At 66.9% G+C, this 25,615-nt stretch carries 20 protein-coding genes and 2 pseudogenes; 14 read left to right on the top strand and 8 right to left on the bottom strand.

Translation table 11 applies throughout. The features are described 5' to 3' along the window. Positions 1 to 913: 913 nt before the first annotated feature. The 12 genes and pseudogenes from WS69_RS03850 (at position 914) to WS69_RS03795 (ending at position 11,266) form a co-directional block, all read left to right on the top strand. Complete coding sequence (locus tag WS69_RS03850; RefSeq protein ID WP_059469485.1) at positions 914 to 1,207, top strand: hypothetical protein; 294 nt, start codon at positions 914 to 916, stop codon at positions 1,205 to 1,207. A 413-nt stretch (positions 1,208 to 1,620) separates the two neighbouring features. Then, on the top strand, positions 1,621 to 1,950 hold the full coding sequence (locus WS69_RS35445) for a TfoX/Sxy family protein (protein ID WP_059469483.1): 330 nt from the start codon (positions 1,621 to 1,623) through the stop codon (positions 1,948 to 1,950). A 70-nt stretch (positions 1,951 to 2,020) separates the two neighbouring features. After that, positions 2,021 to 2,374, top strand: a pseudogene (locus WS69_RS30010) (DDE-type integrase/transposase/recombinase); the annotation flags it as partial. 763 nt (positions 2,375 to 3,137) lie between these two features. Beyond that, positions 3,138 to 4,238, top strand: a complete 1,101-nt coding sequence (locus tag WS69_RS03835) for an aromatic ring-hydroxylating oxygenase subunit alpha (RefSeq protein ID WP_082715926.1) — start codon at positions 3,138 to 3,140, stop codon at positions 4,236 to 4,238. Between the two features lie 10 nt (positions 4,239 to 4,248). Further along, complete coding sequence (locus WS69_RS03830) at positions 4,249 to 4,578, top strand: DMT family transporter (RefSeq protein WP_082715915.1); 330 nt, start codon at positions 4,249 to 4,251, stop codon at positions 4,576 to 4,578. 292 nt (positions 4,579 to 4,870) lie between these two features. Then, the gene (locus WS69_RS03825; RefSeq protein ID WP_059469480.1) at positions 4,871 to 5,533 is read left to right on the top strand and encodes a DDE-type integrase/transposase/recombinase; all 663 of its coding nucleotides are present in this window, start codon (positions 4,871 to 4,873) and stop codon (positions 5,531 to 5,533) included. A gap of 120 nt (positions 5,534 to 5,653) precedes the next feature. After that, complete coding sequence (locus WS69_RS03820) at positions 5,654 to 6,031, top strand: hypothetical protein (protein WP_231747062.1); 378 nt, start codon at positions 5,654 to 5,656, stop codon at positions 6,029 to 6,031. A gap of 145 nt (positions 6,032 to 6,176) precedes the next feature. Next, positions 6,177 to 7,070, top strand: coding sequence for an RNA polymerase sigma-70 factor (locus tag WS69_RS03815; RefSeq protein ID WP_059469479.1), 894 nt, complete (start codon positions 6,177 to 6,179; stop codon positions 7,068 to 7,070). Between the two features lie 315 nt (positions 7,071 to 7,385). Then, positions 7,386 to 7,838 (top strand): carboxymuconolactone decarboxylase family protein, encoded by a 453-nt coding sequence (locus WS69_RS03810; RefSeq protein WP_059469478.1) that lies wholly within the window; start codon positions 7,386 to 7,388, stop codon positions 7,836 to 7,838. 422 nt (positions 7,839 to 8,260) lie between these two features. After that, positions 8,261 to 9,232: a hypothetical protein gene (locus WS69_RS03805; protein ID WP_059469515.1), complete on the top strand. Its 972-nt coding sequence runs from the start codon at positions 8,261 to 8,263 to the stop codon at positions 9,230 to 9,232. After that, positions 9,229 to 10,500 (top strand): MFS transporter, encoded by a 1,272-nt coding sequence (locus WS69_RS03800; protein ID WP_059469477.1) that lies wholly within the window; start codon positions 9,229 to 9,231, stop codon positions 10,498 to 10,500. Before WS69_RS03805 ends, WS69_RS03800 begins: the two co-directional genes overlap by 4 nt. Before the next feature lie 208 nt (positions 10,501 to 10,708). Further along, complete coding sequence (locus WS69_RS03795; protein ID WP_059469476.1) at positions 10,709 to 11,266, top strand: FUSC family protein; 558 nt, start codon at positions 10,709 to 10,711, stop codon at positions 11,264 to 11,266. Positions 11,267 to 11,491: 225 nt separating this feature from the next. Here the strand turns inward: WS69_RS03795 and WS69_RS03790 are convergent, their stop codons facing one another. Next, positions 11,492 to 11,869, bottom strand: coding sequence for an RcnB family protein (locus tag WS69_RS03790; protein ID WP_059469475.1), 378 nt, complete (start codon positions 11,867 to 11,869; stop codon positions 11,492 to 11,494). A 429-nt stretch (positions 11,870 to 12,298) separates the two neighbouring features. Here WS69_RS03790 and WS69_RS03785 point away from each other — a divergent pair, with 429 nt between their 5' ends. Together WS69_RS03785 and WS69_RS30005 are read left to right on the top strand one after the other, a co-directional pair. Beyond that, positions 12,299 to 13,063: a glycosyltransferase family 2 protein gene (locus tag WS69_RS03785; RefSeq protein WP_059469474.1), complete on the top strand. Its 765-nt coding sequence runs from the start codon at positions 12,299 to 12,301 to the stop codon at positions 13,061 to 13,063. Positions 13,064 to 13,082: 19 nt separating this feature from the next. After that, positions 13,083 to 13,268: pseudogene (locus WS69_RS30005) on the top strand (glycosyltransferase); the annotation flags it as partial. 164 nt (positions 13,269 to 13,432) lie between these two features. Here the strand turns inward: WS69_RS30005 and WS69_RS03775 are convergent. The 7 genes from WS69_RS03775 to dnaE form a co-directional block, all read right to left on the bottom strand. Then, positions 13,433 to 14,605, bottom strand: coding sequence for a glycosyltransferase family 9 protein (locus WS69_RS03775; RefSeq protein ID WP_059469472.1), 1,173 nt, complete (start codon positions 14,603 to 14,605; stop codon positions 13,433 to 13,435). 86 nt (positions 14,606 to 14,691) lie between these two features. After that, a complete protein-coding gene (locus tag WS69_RS03770) occupies positions 14,692 to 15,942 on the bottom strand; it encodes a glycosyltransferase (protein ID WP_059469471.1) in 1,251 nt (416 codons plus the stop codon). Further along, entirely contained in the window at positions 15,939 to 17,237 is a 1,299-nt protein-coding gene (locus WS69_RS03765) for an O-antigen ligase family protein (RefSeq protein WP_059469470.1), read from the bottom strand. Before WS69_RS03765 ends, WS69_RS03770 begins: the two co-directional genes overlap by 4 nt. Then, positions 17,234 to 18,379: a glycosyltransferase family 9 protein gene (locus tag WS69_RS03760; RefSeq protein ID WP_059469469.1), complete on the bottom strand. Its 1,146-nt coding sequence runs from the start codon at positions 18,377 to 18,379 to the stop codon at positions 17,234 to 17,236. The genes WS69_RS03765 and WS69_RS03760 overlap by 4 nt, the downstream gene beginning before the upstream one ends. Before the next feature lie 319 nt (positions 18,380 to 18,698). Then, the gene (locus WS69_RS03755; RefSeq protein WP_059469514.1) at positions 18,699 to 19,790 is read right to left on the bottom strand and encodes a glycosyltransferase family 4 protein; all 1,092 of its coding nucleotides are present in this window, start codon (positions 19,788 to 19,790) and stop codon (positions 18,699 to 18,701) included. A gap of 50 nt (positions 19,791 to 19,840) precedes the next feature. After that, the gene (gene msbA / locus WS69_RS03750) at positions 19,841 to 21,631 is read right to left on the bottom strand and encodes a lipid A export permease/ATP-binding protein MsbA (RefSeq protein WP_059469468.1); all 1,791 of its coding nucleotides are present in this window, start codon (positions 21,629 to 21,631) and stop codon (positions 19,841 to 19,843) included. Between the two features lie 36 nt (positions 21,632 to 21,667). After that, positions 21,668 to 25,192: a DNA polymerase III subunit alpha gene (gene dnaE / locus WS69_RS03745; RefSeq protein ID WP_059469467.1), complete on the bottom strand. Its 3,525-nt coding sequence runs from the start codon at positions 25,190 to 25,192 to the stop codon at positions 21,668 to 21,670. Positions 25,193 to 25,615 lie beyond the last annotated feature (423 nt).

The raw sequence follows: 25,615 nt of genomic DNA, 5'->3' as shown, positions 1-25,615 counted from the left end.
GCTGCCGGCGCGACTCGGCTGGCGCCGCCGCGATTTGCGCTCGCATTGTAAAAAAACGCCGCGCCCCGCTCAGCCCTTGCGCGTCGACTTGGGCGCTCGCTCGGTGCAGACCGGCTCGAAATCCGCGTGTTCGTCGAGCGTCGAGCCGCCGTCCGCCAACGGGCGCTCGGCCTCTCCGTGCGATCCGTATTGCTGTCGAGTTCGGCGGCGCTCGTTTCGAACGCACGAACGTCGCGGTCGGTATCGACGTCGAACGGACGCTCGTTCGCGCCCGCGACGCCGCCGCTGCCCGGCGAATTCGCCCGGACCGAGCGAACGGTTGCTGCGGCCTTTCCGCCGAATTGCCGCCGGGCGGCTCGTATGGTTCGCATGGCTCGTCGGCGGGAATCAGCGTGCGGCTCCAGCCGACGCCCTCTCCCGATCGAGCGCCGGCGCGCGGCACGTCCGATGCGCGCCGCGCGCCCGGTCGGCGCGGTCCGTCCTCACCCGCCGGCGGATGCGGCGCTGCCGCCCTGCTTCGAGCACGAGGACATCGCTACCGCCAATCCGGCCGCCGTCACGCCGACGGCGACCGCTCGCCATATGCTTCGAGAAAATTCGGGTCGCATGGTGCCTCCTGCAGTAAACGAGTCCGTCGCGCAGCAAGCGGCGCGCCGCGGATTCACCCAACGCCGCCAGTCGAGCTGAGCCGAGCCGAGCCGAGCCGAGCCGGGCCGAGCCGGGCCGAGCCGGGCCGGGCCGGGCCGGTCGATCGATCGATCGAAAAAAAGTCAATCGATCGATGGCAAGCCGTTCCCGGCGGGAGACAACGAGCTATTCGGGATTCGATCGCCTAGAATTTTCTTCAAAGGACGACAACGAAAAACGACCGCGCGATCGGCGCCGGGCGCCGGGCGCGACCCAGGAGACAGCCATGTCCGAATCGCCGATTCCGTCTCGACAAGTCGATTACGAAGGCTTCGAGATTCACGTGTCGCCGACCCCGACGCAAGCCGGCGCGAACCGCTACACGTACACGGGCTACGTGTGCCATCCGGGCGCCGATCCAAAGCTGCCCGGCCACACCGTGCCGTTTCACGCGGACGGCGAAGAGAGCTTTCGCACCGCCGACGAGGCGTTCCACGAAGCGGTGTCGATCGGCTGCAGCATCGTCGACGGCACGCATCCGGATCTGTCGGTGCTGTCGCTCGTCACGCACGGCTATTGACCGCGCGGCAGGCGGCGCCGGCTGCTACCTGCGACATCCCGACGAACGACGAAATGCAAGCGGCATGCGCGCCGTTCGCCGTTCGCCGTTCGCCGTTCGCCGTTCGCCGTTCGCCGTTCGCCGTTCGCCGTTCGCCGTTCGCCGTTCGCCATCGATCATTGGCCATTCGCAATTCGCCGTCCACCGTCTACCGGACGTCGGACGTCGACATTGGCATTGGCATCGCCCCGCCCAGCGCACGGTGCGCCTCGCTCACGCGCATCCAGGACGCTCTTCGAAAAATGGCGCCCCCGAGCGCCGGCATGCGCATTTGCGCCGCGCCGCACACGCGCTACGATGAAAGATGCCGGCGCGGTCGGCACGCTCACCAGCGCACAGCGCACGCTGCGCCGCCCATCAACGGAAAACGTCGCATGGCTCGCGATCCCGACCTCGAAGCGCTCGTCGACGACGAACTGAAGTTCGAGCGCAACCTCACCGCGAAGGCGATGTTCGGCGGCTGGGCATGGCTGCTCGACGGCAACCTGCTCTGCTGCGCCCGCGACGACGGAATGCTCGTCAGGCTCGGCAAGGACAACGATGGCTGGGCGTTGCAGCGGTCAGGCATCGTACGGATGATCTCGCGCGGCAGGCCGATGCAAGGCTGGGTGCGCGTCGCGCCGGAGGCGTACGGCAACGATGCGCTCCGTCGCCGGCTGCTCGACGCGGCGCTCGAATTCGTCCGTTCGCTGCCGCCGAAGTAGCGCATCGCCCGTCGACCGCCGTGCTCGCGCATGCGCGGGCTCGCCCCGATCCGCCGATGCCGCGGCGATCAGTCCCGTGCCACGCAAGATCGTTACCGATCAGTTGCGCAGCTATCCGGCGGCAAGCGCGGAAATTCCTGAACCGGCGAGCGTGAAGCATGTATTCGTCAAAGCGGCGGCCCGGCTAAACAACCGGGCTGAGAACAGCCGCCAGCCGACGCGCGAACGCGACTGGCGTATGCGGGATTTTCGCAACCCGAAACGCACGCCGGCATTCCTCGGCTGCTTCGGCCCGATCCGACGGCACTTTGCCCTCGAGCGGCATCTGCCGCGCGCTTCACGCTATCGCAAACCGCTCGCAGCAAGGTTTGTGGCCCGGCACGAATTCACCGAACTCGCCCGAAGTCCGTCGACAGGTTTCTGAACGATCGCCACACTTGCCGCTGTTCCGCCTGATTCTCTCCACGTTGACAGCGCCCTTTGCAGAACCTGACCGTCGCCCGCCTCATTTACCGGCATGCGCCGTCGAATGGAACGGGCGTCCGCGTGGCATAACCTTGGTAATTCGCAGTCCATCGATCGTTCAGAACGCGGGAAAGAGAAAACAAACAGATTTGCATACGACCAAGTGCACCATTTTAATGATGGAATATTTCTAATTCATATACTGGCATCACCAATCCCGTGCAGTTGTTTCTGCGTCAAATAATTACATTATTGCTTGTCAAGCACTCCGGATATCAATCTAACACCGTACAAAATCGCGAGATCGGGTGCATTTTTCCTTCACGAAATCACGAACGACGCAGTAGCCGCGCTGGGTAAAAAAGTGGGCTCCTCTCTCCAGAATGTCCCGTCTCTCGCCCGACAACTTATTACAGGAAGATGGAAATTAAGTAACCATTCCATGGCTGTCGCGCGTCCATGCGCTGACCGATGCGCGGCGTGGCTTCGCATAGAGTTGAATCGATGCTTTATTTGGTGCCACGACAGTAGCGAAAAAAGTTGTTGCAGACGAGGGACTCCATCCGTAGAGTATGCAGGCCTGTCTATCTGTAAGGCACAGGCCTGCCCATCTGCAAGGCAAGTCGAGAACACGGCGGATCGACTTCTAATTCGCTCGCACAAAATTGGAAATATCACCGAGAGAGAGAGCCGTCCAAGTGATCGATATAGAGAGCTGCATTATGCCAGATAATCGTTTTGCTCAGCTTCCAGTCAAATCCTATTTTGACGAAGACGTTTTAAAACTCGAGCGCGATCTGATCTTCGAAGTCTTTCCGCAGTACCTCGGACATGAGCAGTGGATCCCGCACGTCGGGGATTATTTAGTGCTCTCTCATGAAAACAACGGACGGATCATGGTTCATGCCGAAAATGGCATCAATTTACTGTCGAACGTTTGTCGACATCGTCAGGCCACCATACTGCAGGGGCGTGGGACCGCTTCTTACATAACGTGCCCATTGCATCAATGGACGTACGCCCCCAACGGAACCCTGCTCGGAGCGCCGCATTTCCCCGAGAATCCCTGCCTGAACCTGGAAAATTTCGCGACACAAAAATGGAACGGGATCATATACGAGGCGGCTCCGCATAACGTTGCGAGCGCGATGGCGTCTTTGCCATCAGAGATCGCCGAGATCGTTGATTTCACTCGATATGTACCGGACAAATCGGAAAGCTATCGCGTGAATTACAACTGGAAAACGTTCCTCGAGTTTTACCTGGAAGACTACCATGTCGCGCCATTTCATCCTGGCCTCGGCAATTTCGTGACTTGCGACAATATCCAGTGGAAATTTGGCGAGTGGTATAGCGTGCAGATGGTCGGCATCAAAGACACACTGCGGAGGCCGGGAAACAGCGAGATCTACCGAAAGTGGCATCGCGCAGTACTGGATTACTATGGATCGGATCTCCCGAACTATGGAGCAATATGGCTCTACATTTACCCGAATGTCATGATCGAGTGGTATCCTCTCGTGCTTGTGATATCAACGGTCTTCCCCAACGGCGCCGGACACAGCGTCAATAATGTCGAATTCTTCCATCCGGAAGAAATTATTCTGTTTGACACAGATTCGATCACGAGCGCCCGGATTGCCGCCGAAGCATATATTGAGACTGCAATTGAGGACAACCTGATCGGCGAGAGGATGCACGAAGGCCGGCGCGCACTTTGGGAACGTGGCGGCTGTGAGGTGGGGCCGTACCAAAGCCCTCTCGAAGATGGCATGCGTCATTTCCATGCGCTCTATCGATCCCAGATCGGCCAATATTTGTGAGTCGATAATCATGAGTCCGTGGATATTACTTTCACTGTCAATTCTTTCCGAAGTAGTCGGAACAGTATTTCTGAAGTGCTCGGATGGCTTAAGTCGCCCCTCGTATACAGTCGCGATGGGGGTGTGCTACGTTGGCGCAATATGGCTGATGGGCATTGTTACAAAACAGCTTGAAATTGGAATTACTTATGCGATCTGGGCCGGTGCCGGCACAGCAATCACTGCTTTGGTCGGCGTGATCGTATTCGATGAGGGTACGTCGCTTGCGAAGCTTTCGGGGATGGCCTTTATTGTGGCCGGCGTGGTGTTGTTAAACCTGAGCCAGCGAGCCGCGGCGTAATGGTTGCCGGGACGGCTTCGCCCAGGCACGGCCGCAAGCCCTCTCCCCCTCCCGGACCGCATGCTCTCTCAGTCGGTTCGCGCGGCAGCCGCGCTGCCGCCAAATTGCGAACCCGGCGCGAAAGCCATCTGTCTCGGACTCAAAGAGGTTCATGTCTCGCCAAGACGTTGCAGGCATTACGTGCCGGGGTATTGTCAGGTTGTAGGGTCGAGCGCGTAGGATGTGGTGATGAAGAAATCGAAATCGCTTTTATCACGGTCATCGTTTCCCGACCAGCGCTGTCAGTTGCGCGGTGCGCGGGCATTTTCGCTTCCAGTCGAGCTTGCGTGACATTGAGGGATTGCTCTTCGAGCGCGGCGTGATCGTGACGTACGAGACGATCCGATGCTGGTGCGATAAATTCGGCGCGGACTTCGCACACCTGGTCAGAGCGGCGCGCCGCAAGCCGGGCAGCACATGGCACCTCGGCGAGATGTTCGTGACGCAGCGCGGCGAGCCATACGTGCTGTGGCGGGCGGTCGACGAGCGCGGTGCCGAGCTGGACATCTTGCGGCGCGACAAGGTTGCCGCCAAACGCTTCTTCAGGCGCGTTCTGCGCTCAAGTCCCGCGCCACGCAAGATCGTTACCGATCAGTTGCGCAGCTATCCGGCGGCAAGCGCGGAAATTCCTGAACCGGCGAGCGTGAAGCATGTGTTCGTCAAAGCGGCGGCCCGGCTATACAACCGGGCTGAGAACAGCCGCCAGCCGACGCGCGAACGCGACTGGCGCATGCGGGATTTTCGCAACCCGAAACGCACGCCGGCATTCCTCGGCTGCTTCGGTCCGATCCGACAGCACTTTGCCCTCGAGCGGCATCTGCCGCGCGCTTCACACTATCGCAAACCGCTCGCAGCAAGGTTTGTGGCCCGGCGCGAATTCACCGAACTCGCCCGAAGTCCGTCGACAGGTTTCTGAACGATCGCCACACTTGCCGCAGTTCCGCCTGATTCTCTCCACGTTGACAACGCAGCGCAAAGGGCATCCGCGCGGGCTCGCGCCGCCCGACCTCGACGCGTACTGCGCGCGCATGTAATCGTGTCGGGCGACGGCGGCGGCTTTCACGGCTTCATGGACGACCGCCTGCGCGCGCTGGGGCGCACGCGGTTCATCGCGGTGTCCGTGCAGCAGTACCATCTCGCGCCACCCGTGCTCGAAGCAACCGACTGCGTGTGTGCGCTGCCCGAGCGCTTCTTCATGTGCTTCGCCGACCGGCTCGATCTGCTGCCGCTGCCCGTCGCAGTCGGCGGCTTCACGCTCGCGGCCGCATGTCATCCGCGGCTTCAGGCCGGTCCCGCGCATCGCTGGCTGCGCGACGCGCTGTTCGCCGTCGTCCGGCGGCGCGCGGACGAGCCGGGACCGCAGCCGGAGTCCCAGCCGGGGGACGACGCGCGGGCGGCGGGGCCTCGAGCGTAGCGCGTCAGTCGATGGATGCGCCGACGCCGGGCGAGCGACGGAGCGCCGAACATCCGCACATCGCCCCGTTCCCCACTGTCACAAAAGCCCGGCCTGCCGCGTCTTGTTGATTCCAACCGTCAGCCATTCAAGCCATCACACGAACATGACCGAAACATCCCGACCGAAGCCATCCGACGAACCGTTCACCGCGCTGCGCCCGCGGCTCTTCTCGATCGCGTACCGGATGCTCGGCACGCGCGCCGACGTCGAGGACGTGCTGCAGGACGCTTGGCTGCGCTGGCACCTGGCCGATCACGACGCGCTCGATTCGGCCGAGGCGTGGCTCGTCACCGTTGTCACCCGGCTGTCGATCGACAGGCTGCGCGCCGCGAAGGCGCAGCGCGACGCGTACGTAGGCTGGTGGCTGCCCGAGCCGCTCGTCGACGCCGACGAGCGCACGCCCGAGACCGCCGCCGAGTTTGCCGACGACCTGTCGGTTGCGCTGCTTTGGGTGCTCGAGCGGCTGTCGCCCGAGGAGCGCGCGGCGTTCCTGCTGCGTCAGGCGTTCGAACGCGACTACGCAGAGATCGCGCAGTTGCTCGACAAGAGCGAGGCCGCGTGCCGGCAACTCGTCCATCGCGCGTCGACGCGCGTCCAGCAGGCGCACCGGCGCTTCGACGTGTCGCGCGACCGGCACCGGCAGCTCGTCGAGCGCTTCGCGCGGGCCGCCGCGAGCGGCGAGCGCGGCGCGATCCAGGCGCTCCTCGCCGACGACGTCGAGCTCGTCGGCGACGGCGGCGGCAAGGTGCCGTCGTTTTTCAAGGTGCTGCGCGGCGCGCTCCGGATCGCGAATCTGTATTGGGCCGTCGGCAGGCGCAACGTCGGGCGGGTCGCGTATCGGCTCGCGCAGATCAACGGCGAGCCGGGCCTGCTGCGCTTCATCGACGGGCAGATCGAATCCGCGCAGGCGTTCGTCACCGACGGCGCGCGGATCGTCGCGATCTACGCGGTGCGCAATCCGGACAAGCTCGCGCACATTCCGACCGGCGACAAGTGAACGCGGCGATGGCGCGCGGCGCAATCGCGCTGGCGCGATGTCTCGCGTGACGCCCGCCCCGCCAAGACCGGACAGGGCTGCCCCGGCTCAGCCCAGCTCTCCTCAGCTCGATTCAGCTCGGTTCGTCTGGTACTGGATATGGTATGGCACAGCCCGAAGCCCATCCCATCGTCCGAACGGCCATCGATGCCGACCGCGTCGCACCACACTGCCCCGCGACGCCTCCTTGCAAAAATCTGTCACAAACGCGCGACGTGCCGCGTCTTGTAGGCGAGGGCCGCATCGAGCGGCCCCGCCTTCACGAGGAAACCGATCATGGCACACGCCCCCCGCCTCCCGTACCCCAAGCTCGCATCGAAGTCGTTCAACGCGCTGCTCCATCTGTCCGAAACCGTGTGGAGCGGCGCGCTCGACAAGCGGCTCGTCGATCTCGTGTTCCTGCGCGTGTCGCAGGTCAATGGCTGCGCGTACTGCATCGACATGCACTGGCGCGATCTCGTGCGGCTCGGCGTCGACCAGCGGCACCTGAGCGCCGTCGCCGGCTGGCGCGAAGCGCCATTCTTCGACGCGCGCGAGCGCGCCGCGCTGCAATGGGCGGAAAGCGTCGCGCGGATTCCGCACACGGACCCGAGCGACGCGGCGTTCGCGGAACTGCAGGCGCACTTCTCCGACGCCGAAATCGCGGAACTCGGCTTCGCGATCGCGACCATCAATGCGTGGAACCTGCTCAACGTCAGCTTCAGGAATCGGATTCCGGAAACGGTGTAAGGGAACGTCGGGCGGCCGGGCGTCGCGCCCGGCGCTCGTTTGGCCGAGAGCCAACGCACGGCGCTCCAGCGTCGCCGACCGCCGGGCATCCCGGCCGTCGCGTCGCGCGGGCGGGCGGCCGGTTCGCGCCTCGCGGACGCAAGGAAATCGCACGACGCGCGTCGGGGAACGGCTGAATCGTTCGCCATTCGCCATCGACCGTTCCCGCCCCATCCGCTACCTGCCCCGCCGCCGCCCGCACGGGCGTACCATTCCGTTCAGACGTCCCGCATCGGCATCCGCCGCGCGCCGCCGTCGCCGTTTTCCCGGCACGTATTCCTCACAGGTTAAACTCTGTCCTCCCGCGATGCCCTCCGGGCGTCAGCCATCATCGACAGCCATGCCGCCCATGCGGCCTGCCCCAGTCCATGGAGTATTTCTTGATGAGCGGCGGATTCCCGCATCCTGCCTTCCGTCTCCCCCTTCCCGTCGCCACTGCGGCTCCCGTCGTCCTCGCCACGCTCGCACTGTCCGGCTGTGCGCTGTTCCGCGCGCCGCAAGCGCCCGCGCCCGTCGTCGAAGCGGTCGCCGTGCCCGTCGAGCCGGCGAGCGAGCCCGTCGCGGCGCCCAAGCCGGCGAGCGCGCCCGAGCCCGCCGAAGCCGCGGCGCCGCCGAAGCCGCGCCGCGAGGCCGCGCCGCCGCGCAAGCCCGCGCGCGCCGCGCCGCCACTGCCGCCTCCCGCGCCTGCGCCCGCGCCGCTCGTCACGACGCGCGCGATCGAGCGCAGCCAAGTGCATGCACTCCTCGACAGCGAAGTGCGGCGCAGCGGCAAGGTGATCGGCCGCGCGGTCGACATGACGGCCGACGCGAGCGGCGCGCCGCGAGAAATGCTCGTGAACCTGCAAGGCTTCATGGGCGTCGGCGACCGCAAGGTCAGCTTCCCGTGGAAGCTGTTCCGCTTCATACCGGGCGGCAGGCACGAGCCGATCGTCCTCGACATGCCGGCCGCCACGCAACTGCCGCCCGCCGACCGTCCGAAGGCGGTGCCGCTGACGGGATCGACGCACGCGGGCGCCGCTCCCGGCCAGATGCGGATCATCGATGCCGACGTCGAGCGCCCGAACGGCGCGAAGGTCGGCCGCGTCGTCGACGTGCTGATCGGCCGCGACGCGCAGCCGCAGGCGGTCGTGCTCGACGTCGGCGGCCTCGTCGATCCGGACCGGCACACGATCGCCGCGAACTGGTCGGCGCTGCGCTTCGCGCCGAAGGACAAGTCGCTGCGCGCGCTCCTCGATCTGAACGAAGCGCAGTTGAAGGCGTCGCCGCCCTATGCGGGCGACAAGCCGATCCTCGCCGTCTCGCCCGCCGCGCCCGCAGCCGCGCCGGCCGCCGCTCAGGCAGGTGCGAAACGATGACGGTCCGGCATGCGGTCAGCGCGCGTAGCCTGCGCGCCCTCGACTGGCTCAACTTCTTCGTCGCAAACGTGCAAACGGGCTTCGGTCCGTTCATCGCGTCGTATCTGGCGTCGCACAAATGGACGCAGGGCGAGATCGGCATGGTGCTGTCGATCGGCACGATCAGCGCGATGGTGAGCCAGGTGCCGGGCGGCGCGGCCGTCGACGCGCTGAGGAACAAGAAAGGCGCGGCCGCATGGGCGATCGCCGCGATCATCCTGTCCGCGGTGCTGCTCGCCGCGAGCCCGACCATCGTGCCGGTGATCGCGGCCGAGGTGTTCCACGGCTTCGCGAGCTGCATGCTCGTGCCGGCAATGGCGGCGATCTCGTTCGCGCTCGTCGGCCGCGAGAGCCTCGGCGGCCGGCTCGGCCGCAACGCGCGCTGGGCGTCGCTCGGCAGCGCAGTCGCGGCGGGTCTGATGGGGCTCACGGGCGAGTACTTCTCCGCGCGCGCGGTGTTCTGGCTGACGGCCGCGCTCGCGCTGCCCGCGCTCGTCGCGCTCGCGATGATCGAGCCGACCCACCACCACCATCACGCGACGCCGCGCGCACCCGCCGCGCGCGACGACGCCGACGACGCCGACGAAGACGAAGAGCGCGAGACACTGCGCGAGCTGCTGCGCGACCGGCGGATGCTGATCTTCGCCGCGTGCGTCGTGCTGTTCCACCTGTCGAACGCGGCAATGCTCAACCTCGCGGCGGGCGAAGTCACGGCGGGCATGGGCGAGAACGTCCAGCTCGTGATCGCCGCGTGCATCATCGTCCCGCAAGCGATCGTCGCGATGCTGTCGCCGTGGGTCGGCCGCTCCGCGCAGCGCTGGGGACGCCGGCCGATCCTGCTGCTCGGCTTCGCCGCGCTGCCGCTGCGCGCGCTCTTGTTCGCCGGCGTGTCGAGCCCTTACCTGCTCGTGCCGGTGCAGATGCTCGACGGCATCAGCGCCGCCGTGTTCGGCGTGATGCTGCCGCTCATCGCCGCCGACGTCGCGGGCGGCAAGGGCCGCTACAACCTGTGCATCGGGCTCTTCGGGCTCGCGGCGGGCATCGGCGCGACGCTCAGCACCGCGGTCGCGGGCTTCGCCGCCGATCACTTCGGCAACGCCACGAGCTTCTTCGGGCTTGCCACCGCGGGCGCGCTCGCGACGCTGCTCGTCTGGTTCGCGATGCCCGAGACGCGCGACGCGGCGCTCGTCGAAGACGCGCAGCGTTCGAGCGCCGAGCCGGCGCGGTGACTGGCGCGCAACGGCACACGGCACGGTCACGGTTGATGCGGCGGCGATGCGCGCAGCCACCCGCCGCGGTCGCCGTTCGCCGCCGTCGGTGCACCGGCACCGTCTCGAAACGCAGACGGCGGGAAGCGATGGGCGCTACGCACCGCCTCCTTCGCCTTTAGTCTGCCCGGCATCCCCCCTTCTATTTCCCGATCCTCGCCTGAACGAGATGGAAACGATCAAAGCTTTCAACGACACACGTCGGCAAATCCAGCAGTCGGTGCTCGACCTGTTCAAGGGCCTGTCGCTCAAGGAGCGCCTGATGCAGGGCGTGCTGATGGCCGTGCAGGCCGCAGGCGGCGCGTGTCTCGCGTACGGCATCGGCCGCGCGCTGCACACCGAGCAGGCCGTATGGGCAGCGATCACAGCGATCGCGGTCACGCAGCACAACTACGCGGACACGATCAATCTGTCGCGCGACCAGTTCATCGGCGCGATGGTGGGCGGCCTGATCGGCTTCGCGGCCGCGGCGACGGGCTCCGGCCACGTCGTCACGTACGCGGTCACGATCGTGATCGCGATCATCTGTTGCTGGTGCCTGAACGTCGGCAGCGCGGCGCGGCTCGGCGCGATCACCGCGACGATCGTGCTGCTGTTTCCGGGCGAAGGGCCGCTGTGGGACATCCCGCTCGTGCGGCTCGGCGAGGTGACGCTCGGCACCGCGTGCGCGATGGCGGTCGGCTGGACGATGTCGCAGATCGAGCGGCGCTGGTTTGCCAAGGGCTGACGTCGCGGCAGGAGCAGGAAGCAGCCGGCGAAGCGCGGAAATGGAAGAGCGGCGACGGGCGGCGACGCATCCATCGCGTCCGGACCGATGGGCGGACGCCCCGCGCTGCCACGGGCCGAGGCCGCAGCGCCCGCCCCGAATCGCCCGGAAACGGATAGCCGGCACCCGTTCCGCCCCATGCCATCGTGGAGCAGACGGCAGACAGCGGGCAGCGCGTCGACCGGCTTACGGCTCGATCTGCAGAATGACGCCCGTCGAGATGCGCACGAGCAGGTAATCGCCGCCGATCCCGACCCAGTGATAGCCGCGCGGCGGCGGCGACAGGTGGTACCCGCGCCAGTCGTCGATCACGTACTGGCGGTCGCGGTATTCGTCGGGCAGGCGGTCGCCGCGACGCCATGCGGCATTTTCGCCGCCGCGATGCTCGCCCGGACGCGGACCGCCGTGATCACCGTGATCGCGTTCGTCATGCGTGCCGGGAGGCTGCCCGTAGCGTTCGTCGCCCGGTCCGCCCGGACCATGCGACGGTTGAGCGATTGCAAGCGACGACACGAGCGCGCCGGCAGCGACCATCGAAACCCACAGCAAACGATGTGCTTTCATCGAGTCTCTCCGTGAAAAGGCGCAACCGGCTGTCAGCGCCGGCGCGCATAGACATAGAAAAAGGTAGCACATTGCACCAGATCCGCCCGGAATTACGGGTCGAGATGAAAAAGCGTGAGGAGACGCAAATCGACGACGCATCGGCCGCGCTTGCGCGTTCCTCCTTCCCGCCGCCGTCCTCCTGCCGTTCCGCCTTCCCGCCCTCGATTCGTCGGACCCTCCGATCCACCGGCGTCCCCGCCCGGCCGAGCCCCTCCATTCCGCCCAACCCCGCCTGAAGACCGTAGACGGGCCACAGCCGCCGTCCCCGGCGCTCGCCGCAAGCGCGCCATCCCGCCCCGGTTGCGCGATCTCGCCAGCCGCCGCGCGACGCGCGGGTATACTCGCGCTCACCGCCCAACGCCCACCTCGTATTCAGACACCGCTTTCATGGCAGAACCCACTCTCGGCGTCGCCCTTATCGCCCACAACGCCGCGGCCCGGCTGGCCGAATGCCTCGACGCGCTGTCGTTCGCCGACGACGTCGTCGTCGTCGACGTCGGCAGCACCGACGCGACCGTCGAGATCGCGAAAGCGCACGGCACGCGCGTGATCGTCGCGGCCGACTGGCCCGGATTCGGACCGCAGAAGAATCGCGCGGTCGCCGCGCTCGACACCGACTGGATCCTGTCGATCGATACCGACGAGGTCGTCACGCCCGAGCTCGCCGCATCAATCCAGACGGCGATGCGCGCGCCGCACGCGCAGGTCTACGCGCTCGACAGGCTGTCGAGCTTCTGCGGCCGCTGGGTGCGGCACGGCGGCTGGTATCCGGACTGGGTGCCTCGGCTTTTCAAGCGCGGCGCGGCGCGCTTTTCCGACGACCTCGTCCACGAGCGGCTCGTGTTCGACGGGCCGGCCGCGAAGCTCGACGGCAAGCTGCTCCACTATTCGTACGAAGACTTCGAGACCGTGCTGCGCAAGCTCGACGCGTATTCGAGCGCGGGCGCTGCGCAACGGCGCGCGGCAGGCAAGCGAGGCGGATTCGCGAAGGCGCTCGGCCGCGGTGCGTGGGCGTTCGTGCGAACCTATCTGCTGCGGCGGGGTTTCCTGGATGGACGGGCGGGCTTCATGATCGCCGTGTTCAATGCGGAGACGGTCTATTACCGCTTCCTGAAACTCGGGTATTCGCGGCCGGAACAAACACGCGACTGATGCGCTGCGGGGCGGCGCCGGCAACGTGAAGGACATCGAGGACGGCTATCGCGCCGCCGATTTCACGATCCTCGCGTCGAGATACGAGCCGTTCGGGCTCGTCGGCATCGAGTCGGTGATGTGCGGAACGCCCGTCATCCTGTCGTCGAATGTCGGCTGCTGCGACGCGATTGCGCCGTCGGCGAAGCGCGTGTTCGCGCGAGGCGGCCGCCTGCGCAGCGCGGGCGCGCCGCTCACAGGAACCGCGCCGGCTCGGTCGCACAACACGCGTCCCGCAAGCGCGTCTTGCGTCTCCCGCCCACACACGCCCGAGCGAGCGCGTCCGCGACAGAACCGCCAGCACACCGGCTCGCCAAGATCGACGCCCCCCTACTTCCGTGCGCCGAGCTTGCTGATGCCGACCGGCACCGCAATATCGGTCTGCGTATTCGATGCATCGAGACCGAGCATCTCGGTCGCGATGCCGATCACGCGTGCCGACGACATTTCCGTCAAACATCGGCTCCAACTGTCCAGATGCCGATCGCAGCCTTCGAGCTTGCACGGCACGCAATCGCCCTCGCCCTGCAGCAGATAGACGTTGCCGCGCCGCCCCGAGCCGCGCAGCGGCCACGGCTCGTTGCCGGCAGGCCAATGCACGGGCCACGGGCCCCAGCGAGTCGGATTCGACGGCCCGAACAGCGCGATCGTCGGGACGCCGGATGCGGCTGCGACATGCGTCGCGCCGGTGTCCGGGCCGATGAAGAGCCGCGCGCGCCGGAACATTTCGGCGCTCTCGCCGAACGACAGCTCACCCGCCATGTTCAGCACCGGCTCGCCCGACGCCTGCGCGATCCGCGCGGCGTAGTCGCGCTCGGCCTGCGCGGGACCGCCGCTCAGCGCGACCGCGAAGCCCTGGCTGCGCGCCCAGCGCACGAGGTCGATCCATCCGTCCTCGCGCCACTGCTTGTAGCGAAACATCGGATACGGATGCAGCACGACGTACGGCTCGCCGCGCGACAGCGCGGGCGTCGCGTACAGCTTTGCGTCGAAACGCGCGCGCGCGGCGGGATCGTCGCCGATGCCGGGCGCGACGACGTCGGCGTGCGGCGTCACGCCGAGCACGTCGGCGAGTGCGAGGTTGCTCGTGACCGTATGCACGTCGCGATGCTGGTCGAGCGCGATGCCGTTCAGGATGAAGCGCGTGAGCCGCGTCACCCGCTCGGGATCGACGAGCCCGACCCGCTTGCGGCCCGCGAAGAACGCGTAGAAGCGCGCGCGATCGGAGCTGATCGCCGCGCATGCGAGGTCGTACTTGCGCCAGATGCGCAGCGCGTCGGCGATGCGCGCCTTCGGCCGCGCGCGCGGCGCGACCGTGATCACGCGGCGGATGTCCGGATTGTGCTCGAGCACGCCTTCGGTACCGCGGAACACGATCATGTCGATCTGCGCATCGGGCCAACGCGCTTTCAGCGACCGGACGAGCGGCGTCGTCAGCAACACGTCGCCGAGGCGGCGCGTACAGGACACGAGGATGGTGCGCGGCGGCCGGAGAAGCGTCAACTGAGCAGTCACGATGAAGGCAGGAAGAACGGGCGACTGGACATTTTAGCGAATTCGCGCCGCGCACCTGTGCGGCGCGGGCGAGCTCACGCCGATTCGAGCAGCTTTGCGACGAGCGCCTGCATGCGCGCGTTCGCCGCGCGCGGCCCGAACGATTCGATCTTGTGCGACGCATGCGCGACGAGCGCAGCGCGCAACGCGTCGTCGGCAAGCATCCGCTCGATCGCGTCGGCAAGCGCGTCGGCGTCGCCTGGCGACACGAGGAGCCCGCCGCGGCCGCCGTCGAGCAGGTCGCGCGGCCCCGTCGGACAATCCGTCGAGATCACCGGCTTGCCGAGCGCCATCGCCTCGCCGAGCACCATCCCGAAGCCTTCGTAGCGGCTGCTCAGGATCAGCATGTCGGCCGCGCGCACGTATGGAAACGGATTCGCACAAAAGCCGGCGAACTGCACCGCGTCGCGCAACCCGAGTTCGTCCGCGAGCTGCTCGAGCACTCGGCGATCCGGACCTTCGCCCACCAGCACGAGACGCGGCGCATCGGCGCGGCGCGCGCGCACCTTCGCGTATGCGCGCAGCAAGGTGCGGTGATCCTTCTGCCCTTCGTCGAGCCGCGCGACCGACACGATGAAGCGCCCGGCCGGCAACTCGGCCGGCTCGGCCGCCCGCGCGCGCAGCGCGACCGGATCGATCACATTCGGCAGCTCGGTGACGGCGACGCGAGTGTTCGCGAAGAGCCGCTCCGCTTCGCGCCGCATGTCGGGCGTAAGCACCGCCAATGCCGCATAGCGCTCGTACTGGCCGATGCGCCGCGCCATGTACGACGCGCTCTTGTCGCCGAACCGCGCGGCGAAGCTGTAGTGACTGACGCCGATCCATCGCACGCCGCCCTGCCCCGCGATGCGACGCAACGAGAAATCGAAATCGCAGACGACATCGTAGCCGCGCGCGAGCCGCAGAAAGCGACGCGCAACGAGCGGCCGGATCAACGCATGCGTCGACGCCTTGTGCAGCACCTTCTCGCCGCCGCGCAGCTTGCGCACGCGCTCGCGCTGATGCAGCGCATGCATCCAGCGCTCCGGCGCGAGCACGTGCACCGCGACATCGGACGGAATCGCCCTCGCGCACCAGGTCGCCAGGTCCTGCGTCGGGTACGCGACCGACAGCCCGATCTCGAACGCACGGCGATCGAGCGCATTGAGCCACGCGAGCAGCGCAGTCTCGGTGCCGCCCTTGCCGAAGTCGTCGATGTGGAACAGGATGCGCACGCGCCGCGCACTCGTGTGAACCACGTCCGCCGCCGGTGCGGCGGCGGTCGCGGGAGCGGCAGGCGTCGTCATCGCGCGCCCCCGGTCTGCAACGCGCGCGAAACGCCCGCCTCGCGTTCGCCGTGCCCGAGCAGAAAGCCCGCGAACGACCAGAACGCGAGCATCGTCGTCTGCCACATGAAGTCGTCGACGGTGTTCTTTGCGATCATTCCGACGACGAGCGCAAGCCCGGCCGCGGACATCGCCGGCACGTCGCGTCGCAGCCGCCAGAACGCGCCCGCGAGGCTCAGGAACAGCATCGCCTCCAGCGCGACGCCGATGTAGCCCGTCTGCAGCCACGTATTGAGAAACAGGTTGTGCGCGTGAGTCAGCGCCTGCGGCTCGATCTGCAGCAGCAGCGGCGGTGCATCGGCCGCGTATGCATGCCCCGGCAGCGGCTTGCCGAAACCGACGCCGAGCCACGCGTGGTGCTTGCCCTCCTTGGCGTAGAACGCCCAGAGCTTCGGCCGCGTGTCGGACGACAGCGTATCGCCGAGCGCGTTCAGCTCGCCCGGCACGTAGACTCGCTGGCCCGCGACCTTGATGTCGCGCGCGGCCGACGACGCTGATGCCGCCGCCGTGGACGCCGACGGGTCGCGCTCGCGCGCGCTGTATTCGAGCATTCCGAGCGCGGCGGCGCCGAGGATCGCGATCGCGACGACGCTCACGCCGAGCCGGCGCCGATAGACCGGGAAGAACGCGACGACGAGCGTCGCGCCCGCGGCCGGCCAGAAGAAGCGGTTCAGGCTCGCGAGCCCGACGAAGCCGCACGCGAGAAGCCCGATCGCGCCGGTCACGCGCCAGCGGGCGCGCAGCAGCAACGCCGCGAAGAGCGGCATCGCGAAGACGACGAGCGTGCTCGTATGGCCAACGCGGTTGTAGAAACGGATCGGAAAGTTCGTCGGCGTCGGCGGCTGCAAGCGCCCCCAGTAGAACGCGCTCAAGAGCGCAAGCAGCACGCATGCCCCCGCCACGACGAGCACCGGCCATTCCGGACGCTTCACGCGCGAGCCGAAAAGCCAGAAGCCCCAGAACGTGACGAGCGGATACAGCACCTCGTCGAGCCAGGCGCGCATGCTGACGTGCCGGTACAGCGACCAGCCGACCGACGCGAGGCTCCAAGCGGCCCACGCGACAATCGGCAGAACGAGCGGCCATTGCCGGAGCGGCGGCCTGCTCGCGGACAGGATGCCGGCGAGCGTGCCGACGCCGATCAACGCGAGCGTCGTGTTGACGACCCCGTTCATGTGACCGAACATCACGGCGAACATCAACGTAGGACAAGCAATCCAGAGCACGCGCTCGACGCGCGATGTTGTTATCGTCATCGACTTGAACTTGACGGCGCAAGCGCCAAAACGTTTTGCAGCGCACGATGCACCGCATCCACTGAAAGACGGCCCATGCAGTCCGCATGGTCGCCGCGCCAGGCGACGCACGTTGCCGCATTGCGGTCGCAGCGCCGCACCCACGCGACATGGCGCCGGAAAATCGACGGCTGGTCGCGGCACGGCATGTCCGCAATCGTCAGCGCGACGAACGGCGCATCTTGCCAATAACGGCCCGCGCCGTGAATGCCGGCGTTGCCAGGGCCGAACAGCGCAACGGTCGGCGCGCCGACGAGACGCGCGAGATGCGCGATACCGGTATCGGGGCACACCACCGCCCGCGCACTGCTCAACAGATGCCACAGGTCGGCGAGGCCGAGCCGTCCCGCGAGATTCGGTTGCGCGGGATCGGGACCGATCTCGGCGACGAGTCCGACTTCGCTCGGCCCGCCGCTCCAGACGGGCAGATAGCCTGCCGCCTCCACGCGCTCCGCGAGCTCGCGCCAGCGCGTGGCCGGCCAGCGCTTGACCGCAGTGCTCGCGCCCGGATGCAGCACCACGTAGGGCCGCTCGCGCAATTCGGCAGGCAGCGGCGCGCTCGCCTGCGGCGCAGGCCAGTCGGCCGGACGGTACGGCCGCGGCGCAGGCCCGCCGACCAGCTCGGCGGCGAAATCGGCCCACGCGGCAGGCGCGTCCGGATACGGGATCAATTCGTCGACCGGCCAGTTCTTCCACGCGGGCGCGTCGCCCGCATGCGCGACGATCCAGTGGCAGCCCGCGCCGAGCGCAAGCCAGCTATGCCGGTTATCGCCCGCGACGATGCCGAGGTCGTATGGCCCCGACGCGAGGAGACGCCTGACCGACGCGCCGTCGCGCGGATCGAACGCGAACGCGTCGACGCCGAACGGCCGCTTCGCATACAGCGGCGCAATCGACTTTGGGCAAGCCAGCACGATCTGCGCATCCGGATGCTGGTCGCGCAGCTTCGCGACGAGCGCCGTCAGGAGCAGCGTATCGCCGAGCAGCAGATGATGCGCGATCAGGATGCGCCGCAACTGCGCAGGCCTGCGCCGCAACCGCTTGAGGGCGAGCTTCGGCAGCGCTCGCGCGAAGATGTGGATCCGGCCGTGAAGTCTGCTCATTCGATTAGATCAACGGCTGGTCGATTCCGCCACCTGGGATGCAATGCGCCGGAGGCCGGCCAAAAGCCGTTTCGTCATGCAGAATTTCCACGATTCGTATTGCGGAGGACAGATCAGAACGCCTGGAAACCCGCGCAGGACCTGCGCGAAATCGACGCGCTTTCCTCGCTTCCGGGTCTGGGCATGCAGCTCAGCCCGCGACGCGCTTTACCGCGCGTCGCGGGCTGAGCCGAACTCGCGGAGTATACCATTCGGCCCAAGCGCTTCCTGAGCCAATATCCTGATGAAAGAATGACTGTAAGCGACGCGCGAACGCGCGTCATGCCCGGGCGACGCGCCCGCGGCCGGCCGCCTCGGCGGCCAGATCGAGCAGTTGCGCGACATGGCGCGCGACGCTCGGATCGTACTCGATCGCCGCGTGCGCGGCCGCGGTCGATTCGACCCGGGCCGCGCACGCGCGCACCTGGCGCACTGCATCGTCGAGCGTGGCGCGCAGCCCGGCCGTATCCCCCGGCGCGAACACGCGCTTCGCCGACGGCGCGATCGCGTCGCAGCAGCCGACATTCGACGACAGGATGACGGGCGTTCCGCACATCACCGACTCGATGCCGACGAGCCCGAACGGCTCGTATCTCGACGCGAGGATCGTGAAATCGGCGGCGCGATAGCCGTCCTCGATGTCCTTCACGTAGCCGACATAGCGCAGCCGCTCGGACGTCCGCTCGGGCGGCCGGCCCGCGACCGCGACGACGACGGGCGGCCCGCCGTCGCGCAGCACCGCTTCGATGAGCGGCAGCCCCTTGCGCTCGTGGCTGCTCGACGGAAACAGCAGCACGACCTCGTCGTCGGCGAAGCCGAAACGCCTGCGCAGTTCGGCGCGCCGCGCCGCATCGACAGGCGTGAAGCGCGCGGCGTCGACGGGCGGGAACAGCACGCGAATCTTGTCGTCGCCGAGCCCGTAGAAGCGGCGCAGCTCATCGCGCATCAGCATCGAGTGCGCGACGACGAAGCGCGCGCGCTCGTATTGACGGCGCTCGAGCGCGATCTGCCTGCGATCGAAGAATGTCGGCGCACGGCCGATCGCGTCGAGAAAACCGAGATGGGTGCCGCCGCAGATCGCGATCTCCGACGAATCGACCCGGTTGCAGCCGATCAGCACGTCGACGGGCGACGCGCGGCGGGCGGCGCGCAGCCGCCACGAGAACCAGGCGTCGCGGCACTTGCCGGGCAGAAACGATACGTCGATCCGGTGTGGCTCGACACAACCGTATTCCGGCATCGACGGATCGAACGATCGCGCAAAAACTGCGGGCCGGATGCCGAAACCGTCGAGACCGCGCGCGAGGTCGATCGCGTAGCGCTCGAGCCCCCCGCCATACTTGAACGCGTTGCAGGACAGGCCGATTTTCATCACGCGGCGATCCTGCTCGCCGGGGCGCCGTCCGCCCGAATGCCCGCCGCTCACCCTGCGTCCTGCTGGAACTGAATGCGATGCAGATGCGCGTACAACCCGCCTTGCTCCAGCAGCTCGCGATGGCTGCCGCTCTCGACGATCCTGCCCGCCTCGAGCACGAGGATCCGGTCCGCCCGTTCGATCGTCGACAGGCGGTGCGCGATCACGAGCGTCGTGCGGCCCTTCATCAGCGTCTCGAGCGCAGCCTGCACGTGCCGTTCGGATTCGGAATCGAGCGCGGACGTCGCCTCGTCGAGAATCAGGATCGGCGCATCCTTGTAGATCGCGCGGGCGATCGCGAGCCGCTGGCGCTGGCCGCCCGACAGGCGCATCCCGTTGTCGCCGACGAGCGTATCGATGCCGTCGGGCATCGCAGTGACGGTATCCCACAGATTCGCCGCGCGCAGCGCCGCCTCGACGCGATCGCGCTCCGCCGTCTGGCCGTACGCGACGTTTGCCGCGATCGTGTCGTTGAACAGCACGACGTCCTGGCTCACCATCGCGATCTGGTTGCGCAGGTCATGCAGGCTGTATTCGGGCAGCGCGACGCCGTCGACGCGCACCGCGCCCGACGATGGATCGAAGAAGCGCGGCAGCAGATTGACGAGTGTCGTCTTGCCGCTGCCCGACGGCCCCGCGAGTGCGACCATCTCTCCCGGCGCGACGGTGAACGACACGTCGTCGAGCGTATGCCTCCCGTCGCGCGACGCGCCGTACGAGAACGACACGTGGCTGAACTCGATCGCGCCCGACGCGCGCGCGAGCGGCTTGCCGCCGCCCTCGGGCTCGCGCGGCTCGTCGATCAGCCCGAAGATCAGCTCGGCCGCCGTCATCCCGCGCTGCAGCGGCTGGTTCACGTCCATCAGGTGCTTGAGCGGCGAGATGATGAGCAGCATCGCCGTCACGAACGCGACGAAGCCGCCGACCGTCGTCTGATCGTTCGAGGACTGGACGACCGCGATCGTCAGCACGACGGCGAGCGCGATCGACGCGAGGAACTGCGTGAGTGGCTGCGCGAGCCCGCCCGACACCGTCATTCGCATCGAATAGCCGCGCAGCTTGCGGCTCAGTTCGTTGAAGCGTCCGATCTCGTACGGCTCGCCGTTGTGGACCTTGACGACCTTGTAGCCGCCGACAGTCTCCTCGACGATGTACGCGAGCTGGTTCGTGAGCGTCTGGTGCTCGCGATTCAGGCGCCGCAGCCGCCGGTTGATCTTGCCGACGAGCCAGCCGATGCAGGGCAACAGGACCGCGACGATGAGCGTCAGGCGCCAGTTCAGATAGAACAGGTAGCCGAGCAGGAATAGGACCGTGAGCGAATCGCGCACGAGCGTGATCGTGACGCTCATCAGCACGCTGAGCACCTGATTCACTTCGAACACGATCGCGTTGATCACCGTGCTCGCCGTCTCGCGCTGGAAGAACGACACGCCCGTGTGAATCATCCGGTCGAACATCTGGATGCGCAGATCGAGCAGGATGCGGTTCGATACGTACTGCAGCAGATAACCGGACGTGTATTGCGCGATCGCGCGCACGAGCGCGAGGCCGACGATGGCGACAGGCACGTACAGCTTCGTCGTTATGTCGCCCTTCGAGCCGAAGCCGTGATCGAGAAGCGGCTGCAGCAGCATCGGAATCCCGGCTTCCGTCGCGGCGACCCCGGCCATCGCGAGCACGCCGGCGACGAGCACCCATACGAGCGGTTTCACATGCGGCCAGAGGCGGCGCATCACGACGGCAGGCGACGACGCGTCCTGACCGCCGATCGGTTTGCTTAGGGTAGGCTTGACGCTCAAAATGCCCTCAAAAAAATCCGAAAAACGTGCTTGGGGTCAGTAGACGATCTCGACGACGCTGCCGCCGAACGCCGCGCGCAGATCCGCGAGCAGCGCATCGCTCGGCTTTACGCGCCAGGCGTCGCCCAGGCGCATCTCGCCTTGCGCGCGCGCGTTGCTGTACGCGATCCGCACGGCGAGGCCGTTCGGTATCACGGGCGCCGCGCGGCGCCCGCCGTCGCGGCCGCCGCGCGGCGCCGGGGCTTCGACGGCCGGCGTCTCGTCGGGCTTCGCGACGTGCGCTTCGAGCACGCGGCGCAGCGCCGCTGCGTCCGCATTGCCGTTCATCGTCATCCGCACCGCCTGCGCGTAGCGGCTGCGTGCGCGCTCGATATCCATCACCGAATCGGCGGTGAAGCGGATCCCGCCCGTGAACGCGTCGTTGCGCGCCTGCCCCTGGACGATCAGCAACTCGTCTTCCTTGAAAAGCGCACGGTTCACGTCGAACTGCTCGTTGAACACGGTGACTTCGCACTGGCCGGTGCCGTCGTCGAGCAGCGCGATCACCATCTTGCCGCGCTGGGTCATCTGCGTGCGCAGCGACGCGATCACGCCCGCAACCACCTTGTCGCGCCCTTCCTTCAGCTCGCCGAGCTTCTGGCGCACGAAGCGTCGCACCTCGTCGCGATACGCGTCGAACAGGTGGCCGGACAGATAGAAGCCGAGCGCACCCTTCTCTTCCTGCAAGCGGCGCTTGTCGTCCCAAGCGGGCTCGTCGACGAGCGCGTGCTGGTGCGCGGGCTCGCCGCCGATGTCGAAGAGTCCTGCCTGCAGCGCGTTCGCGGCCGCCTGCTCGGCAGCCTCCATCGCGAGCGGCACCGACGCGAGCAGTTGCGCGCGATTCGCGTGCAGCGAATCGAGCGCGCCCGCGCGAATCAGCGCCTCGATCGTCCGGCGGTTCACGACGCGCCGGTCGATCCGCTCGCAGAAATCGAACAGATCAGTGAACGGCTTCTCTTCGCGCGCGCGCAGAATCTCTTCGATCGCGTTCTGGCCGCTGCCCTTGATCGCGCCGAGGCCGTAGCGGATCGTGCGCGAGCGCTTGCCGTCGGCTTCCGCGACCGGCTCGAAGCGGTAATGCGATTGATTGATGTCGGGCGACAGCACGGCGAGCCCATTGACGACGCAGTCGTCGAACAGGATCTTCACCTTGTCGGTGTCGTCCATCGCGAGCGTCATGTTGGCCGCCATGAATTCGGCCGGATGGTGCGCCTTCAGCCAAGCGGTGTAGTACGCAAGCAGCGCGTACGCGGCCGCGTGCGACTTGTTGAAGCCGTAGCCCGCGAACTTCTCCATCAGGTCGAAGATCTCGTCTGACTTTTCGCGCGAGAGACCGTTTTTCGCGGCCCCCTCGGCGAAAATCTCGCGATGCTTGGCCATCTCCTCGGGCTTCTTCTTGCCCATCGCGCGACGCAGCAAGTCCGCGCCGCCGAGCGAGTAGCCGCCGATGATCTGCGCCATCTGCATCACCTGCTCCTGATAGACCATGATGCCGTAGGTCTCTTTCAGGACGGGTTCGACGCGCGGATCCGGATACTCGACCTTCTCGCGCCCGTGCTTGCGCGCGCAGAAGCTCGGGATCAGGTCCATCGGGCCCGGACGGTACAACGACACGAGCGCGATGATGTCCTCGAAGCGGTCGGGCTGCGCATCCTTCAGCATCCCCTGCATCCCGCGGCTTTCCAGCTGGAACACGGCGACGGTGTTCGCCTTCTTGAGCATCTGGAACGACGCGGGATCGTCGAGCGGCACTTGCGCGAGCGACCAGTTCTCCTTGCTCGGATCGAGACGGCGGATGTAGCGCTCGGCCCAGTCGAGGATCGTGAGCGTCGTCAGACCCAGAAAATCGAACTTCACGAGGCCGACGGCTTCGACGTCGTCCTTGTCGTACTGGCTGACGACGCCGCCGTCGTCGCCCTGCGTGTAGAGCGGGCAGAAATCGGTGAGCTTGCCGGGCGCGATCAGCACGCCGCCCGCGTGCATCCCGACGTTGCGCGTGAGGCCCTCGACGCGCTGCGCGAGATCGAGGAGCTGATGAACTTCGTCCTCGTTGTCGTAGCGCTCCTGCAGGAGCGGCTCTTCCTTCATCGCGTCGGCGATCGTCACGTGCTTGCCCGGCTTGAACGGGATCAGCTTCGCGACGCCGTCGGTGAACATGTAGCCGAGATCGAGCACGCGGCCGATGTCGCGCACAGCCGCCTTCGCGGCCATCGTGCCGAACGTCGCGATCTGCGACACCGCGTCCGCGCCGTACTTCTCCTTCACGTACTGGATCACGCGATCGCGCCCGTGCTGGCAGAAGTCGATGTCGAAGTCGGGCATCGACACGCGCTCCGGATTCAGGAAGCGCTCGAACAGCAGGTTATAGCGCAGCGGATCGAGATCCGTGATGCCGAGCGAGTATGCGACGAGCGACCCCGCGCCCGAGCCCCGGCCCGGGCCGACCGGCACGCCGTTGTTCTTCGCCCAGTTGATGAAGTCCGCGACGATCAGGAAGTAGCCCGGAAAGCCCATCTTCTTGATCGTGCCGCATTCGAAATCGAGGCGCTGGTAGTACGTGTCGCGCTGCGCTTCGCGCTCGGCCTCGTCCGGATAGAGCTGCACGAGACGCTTCTCGAGCCCTTCCTTCGACAGTTGCACGAGATAGTCGTCGAGCGACATGCCGTCGGGCGTCGGGAAGAGCGGCAGCTTCGGCTTGCCGAGCTCGAGCGTCAGGTTGCAGCGCTTCGCGATCTCGACCGTGTTCGCGAGCGCCGACGGCAGGTCGGCGAACAGCGCGGCCATGTCGCCCTGCGTGCGGAAGAACTGATCGGTCGTGAAGCGCTTCTGGCGGCGCGGATTCGCGAGGATGTCGCCTTCCGAAATGCACACGCGCGCCTCGTGCGCGGTGAAGTCGTCGGAGGTCATGAACTGCAGCGGATGTGTCGCGACGACGGGCAGCTTCAGCTCGGCGGCGATCGTCGCCGCCTGCTGGACGTACGCTTCCGCGCCCGGCTGGCCGTAGCGCTGCAATTCGATGTAGAAACCGCCGGGGAACGTCTTCGCCCAGCGCTCCGCGTGACGGCGCGCGGCCGCTTCGTTGCCGGCCGCGAGCGCGAGGCCGATGTCGCCCTGCTGCGCGCCCGACAGCGCGAGCAACCCTTCGGCGAGCTCGCCTTCGAGCCAGCTCGCGTCGAGTTCCGCGCGGCCGCGGTATTGATTCGTGAGCCACGCCTTCGACAGCAGCTCGCAGAGATTCAGGTAGCCGCGCTTGTCCTTGACGAGCAGCAGCAGCCGCGACGGCTTGTCGCGATCGTCGTGATTGGTAATCCAGACGTCGCAGCCGGCGATCGGCTTGATGCCCGCGTCGCGGGCTTCCTTGTAGAAACGGACGAGACCGAACGCGTTGCCGAGGTCGGTCAGGGCGAGCGCGCCCTGACCGTCGGCGGCCGCCGCCTTGACGATATCGTCGAGACGCACGATGCCGTCGGCAATCGAGAATTCGGAGTGAACGCGAAGATGAACGAAACGGGGATCTGACATGGGCGCTATTGTAGCTGGCCCCGGGGTCGGCCACCGTTCGGGCCGGCCAAAAAATGCGGCGTTGGCCGTTCGGCCGAGTGCCGGCGCGGGTCGGCGGGCGGCTTGGTCGTGCGAGACCGCGCGGGAGGCGATTCGCGGTTGCTCAGGCCCTGTCCGATATGGGACGGCCCGATATCCGGTGGATCGACGGACCAGCAATGCGGCGGTCCGGCGTCCCCCCGTCAACCCATCAACCCATCAACCCATCAACCCATCAACCCGGCGATTCGACGATCCGGCAGCGCTGAGAATCGACGGCACCCCGCCCAAGCGGCCGAGCCGATTTGCCTTCTGCGACGGTGCCGCGTCCCGCCGTCGCACATCGTCCGTTCGGCCGACTGCGGAAAGCCGCGCAGTTTGCGGGATAATACGGCTTTCCGTTTT

This window comes from Burkholderia sp. BDU5 (assembly GCF_001522845.1).
Classification (GTDB): Bacteria; Pseudomonadota; Gammaproteobacteria; order Burkholderiales; family Burkholderiaceae; genus Burkholderia; species Burkholderia mayonis.
The sequence above is the reverse complement of the archived record's forward strand: the minus strand, read 5'-3'. Positions and strand labels throughout refer to the sequence as shown.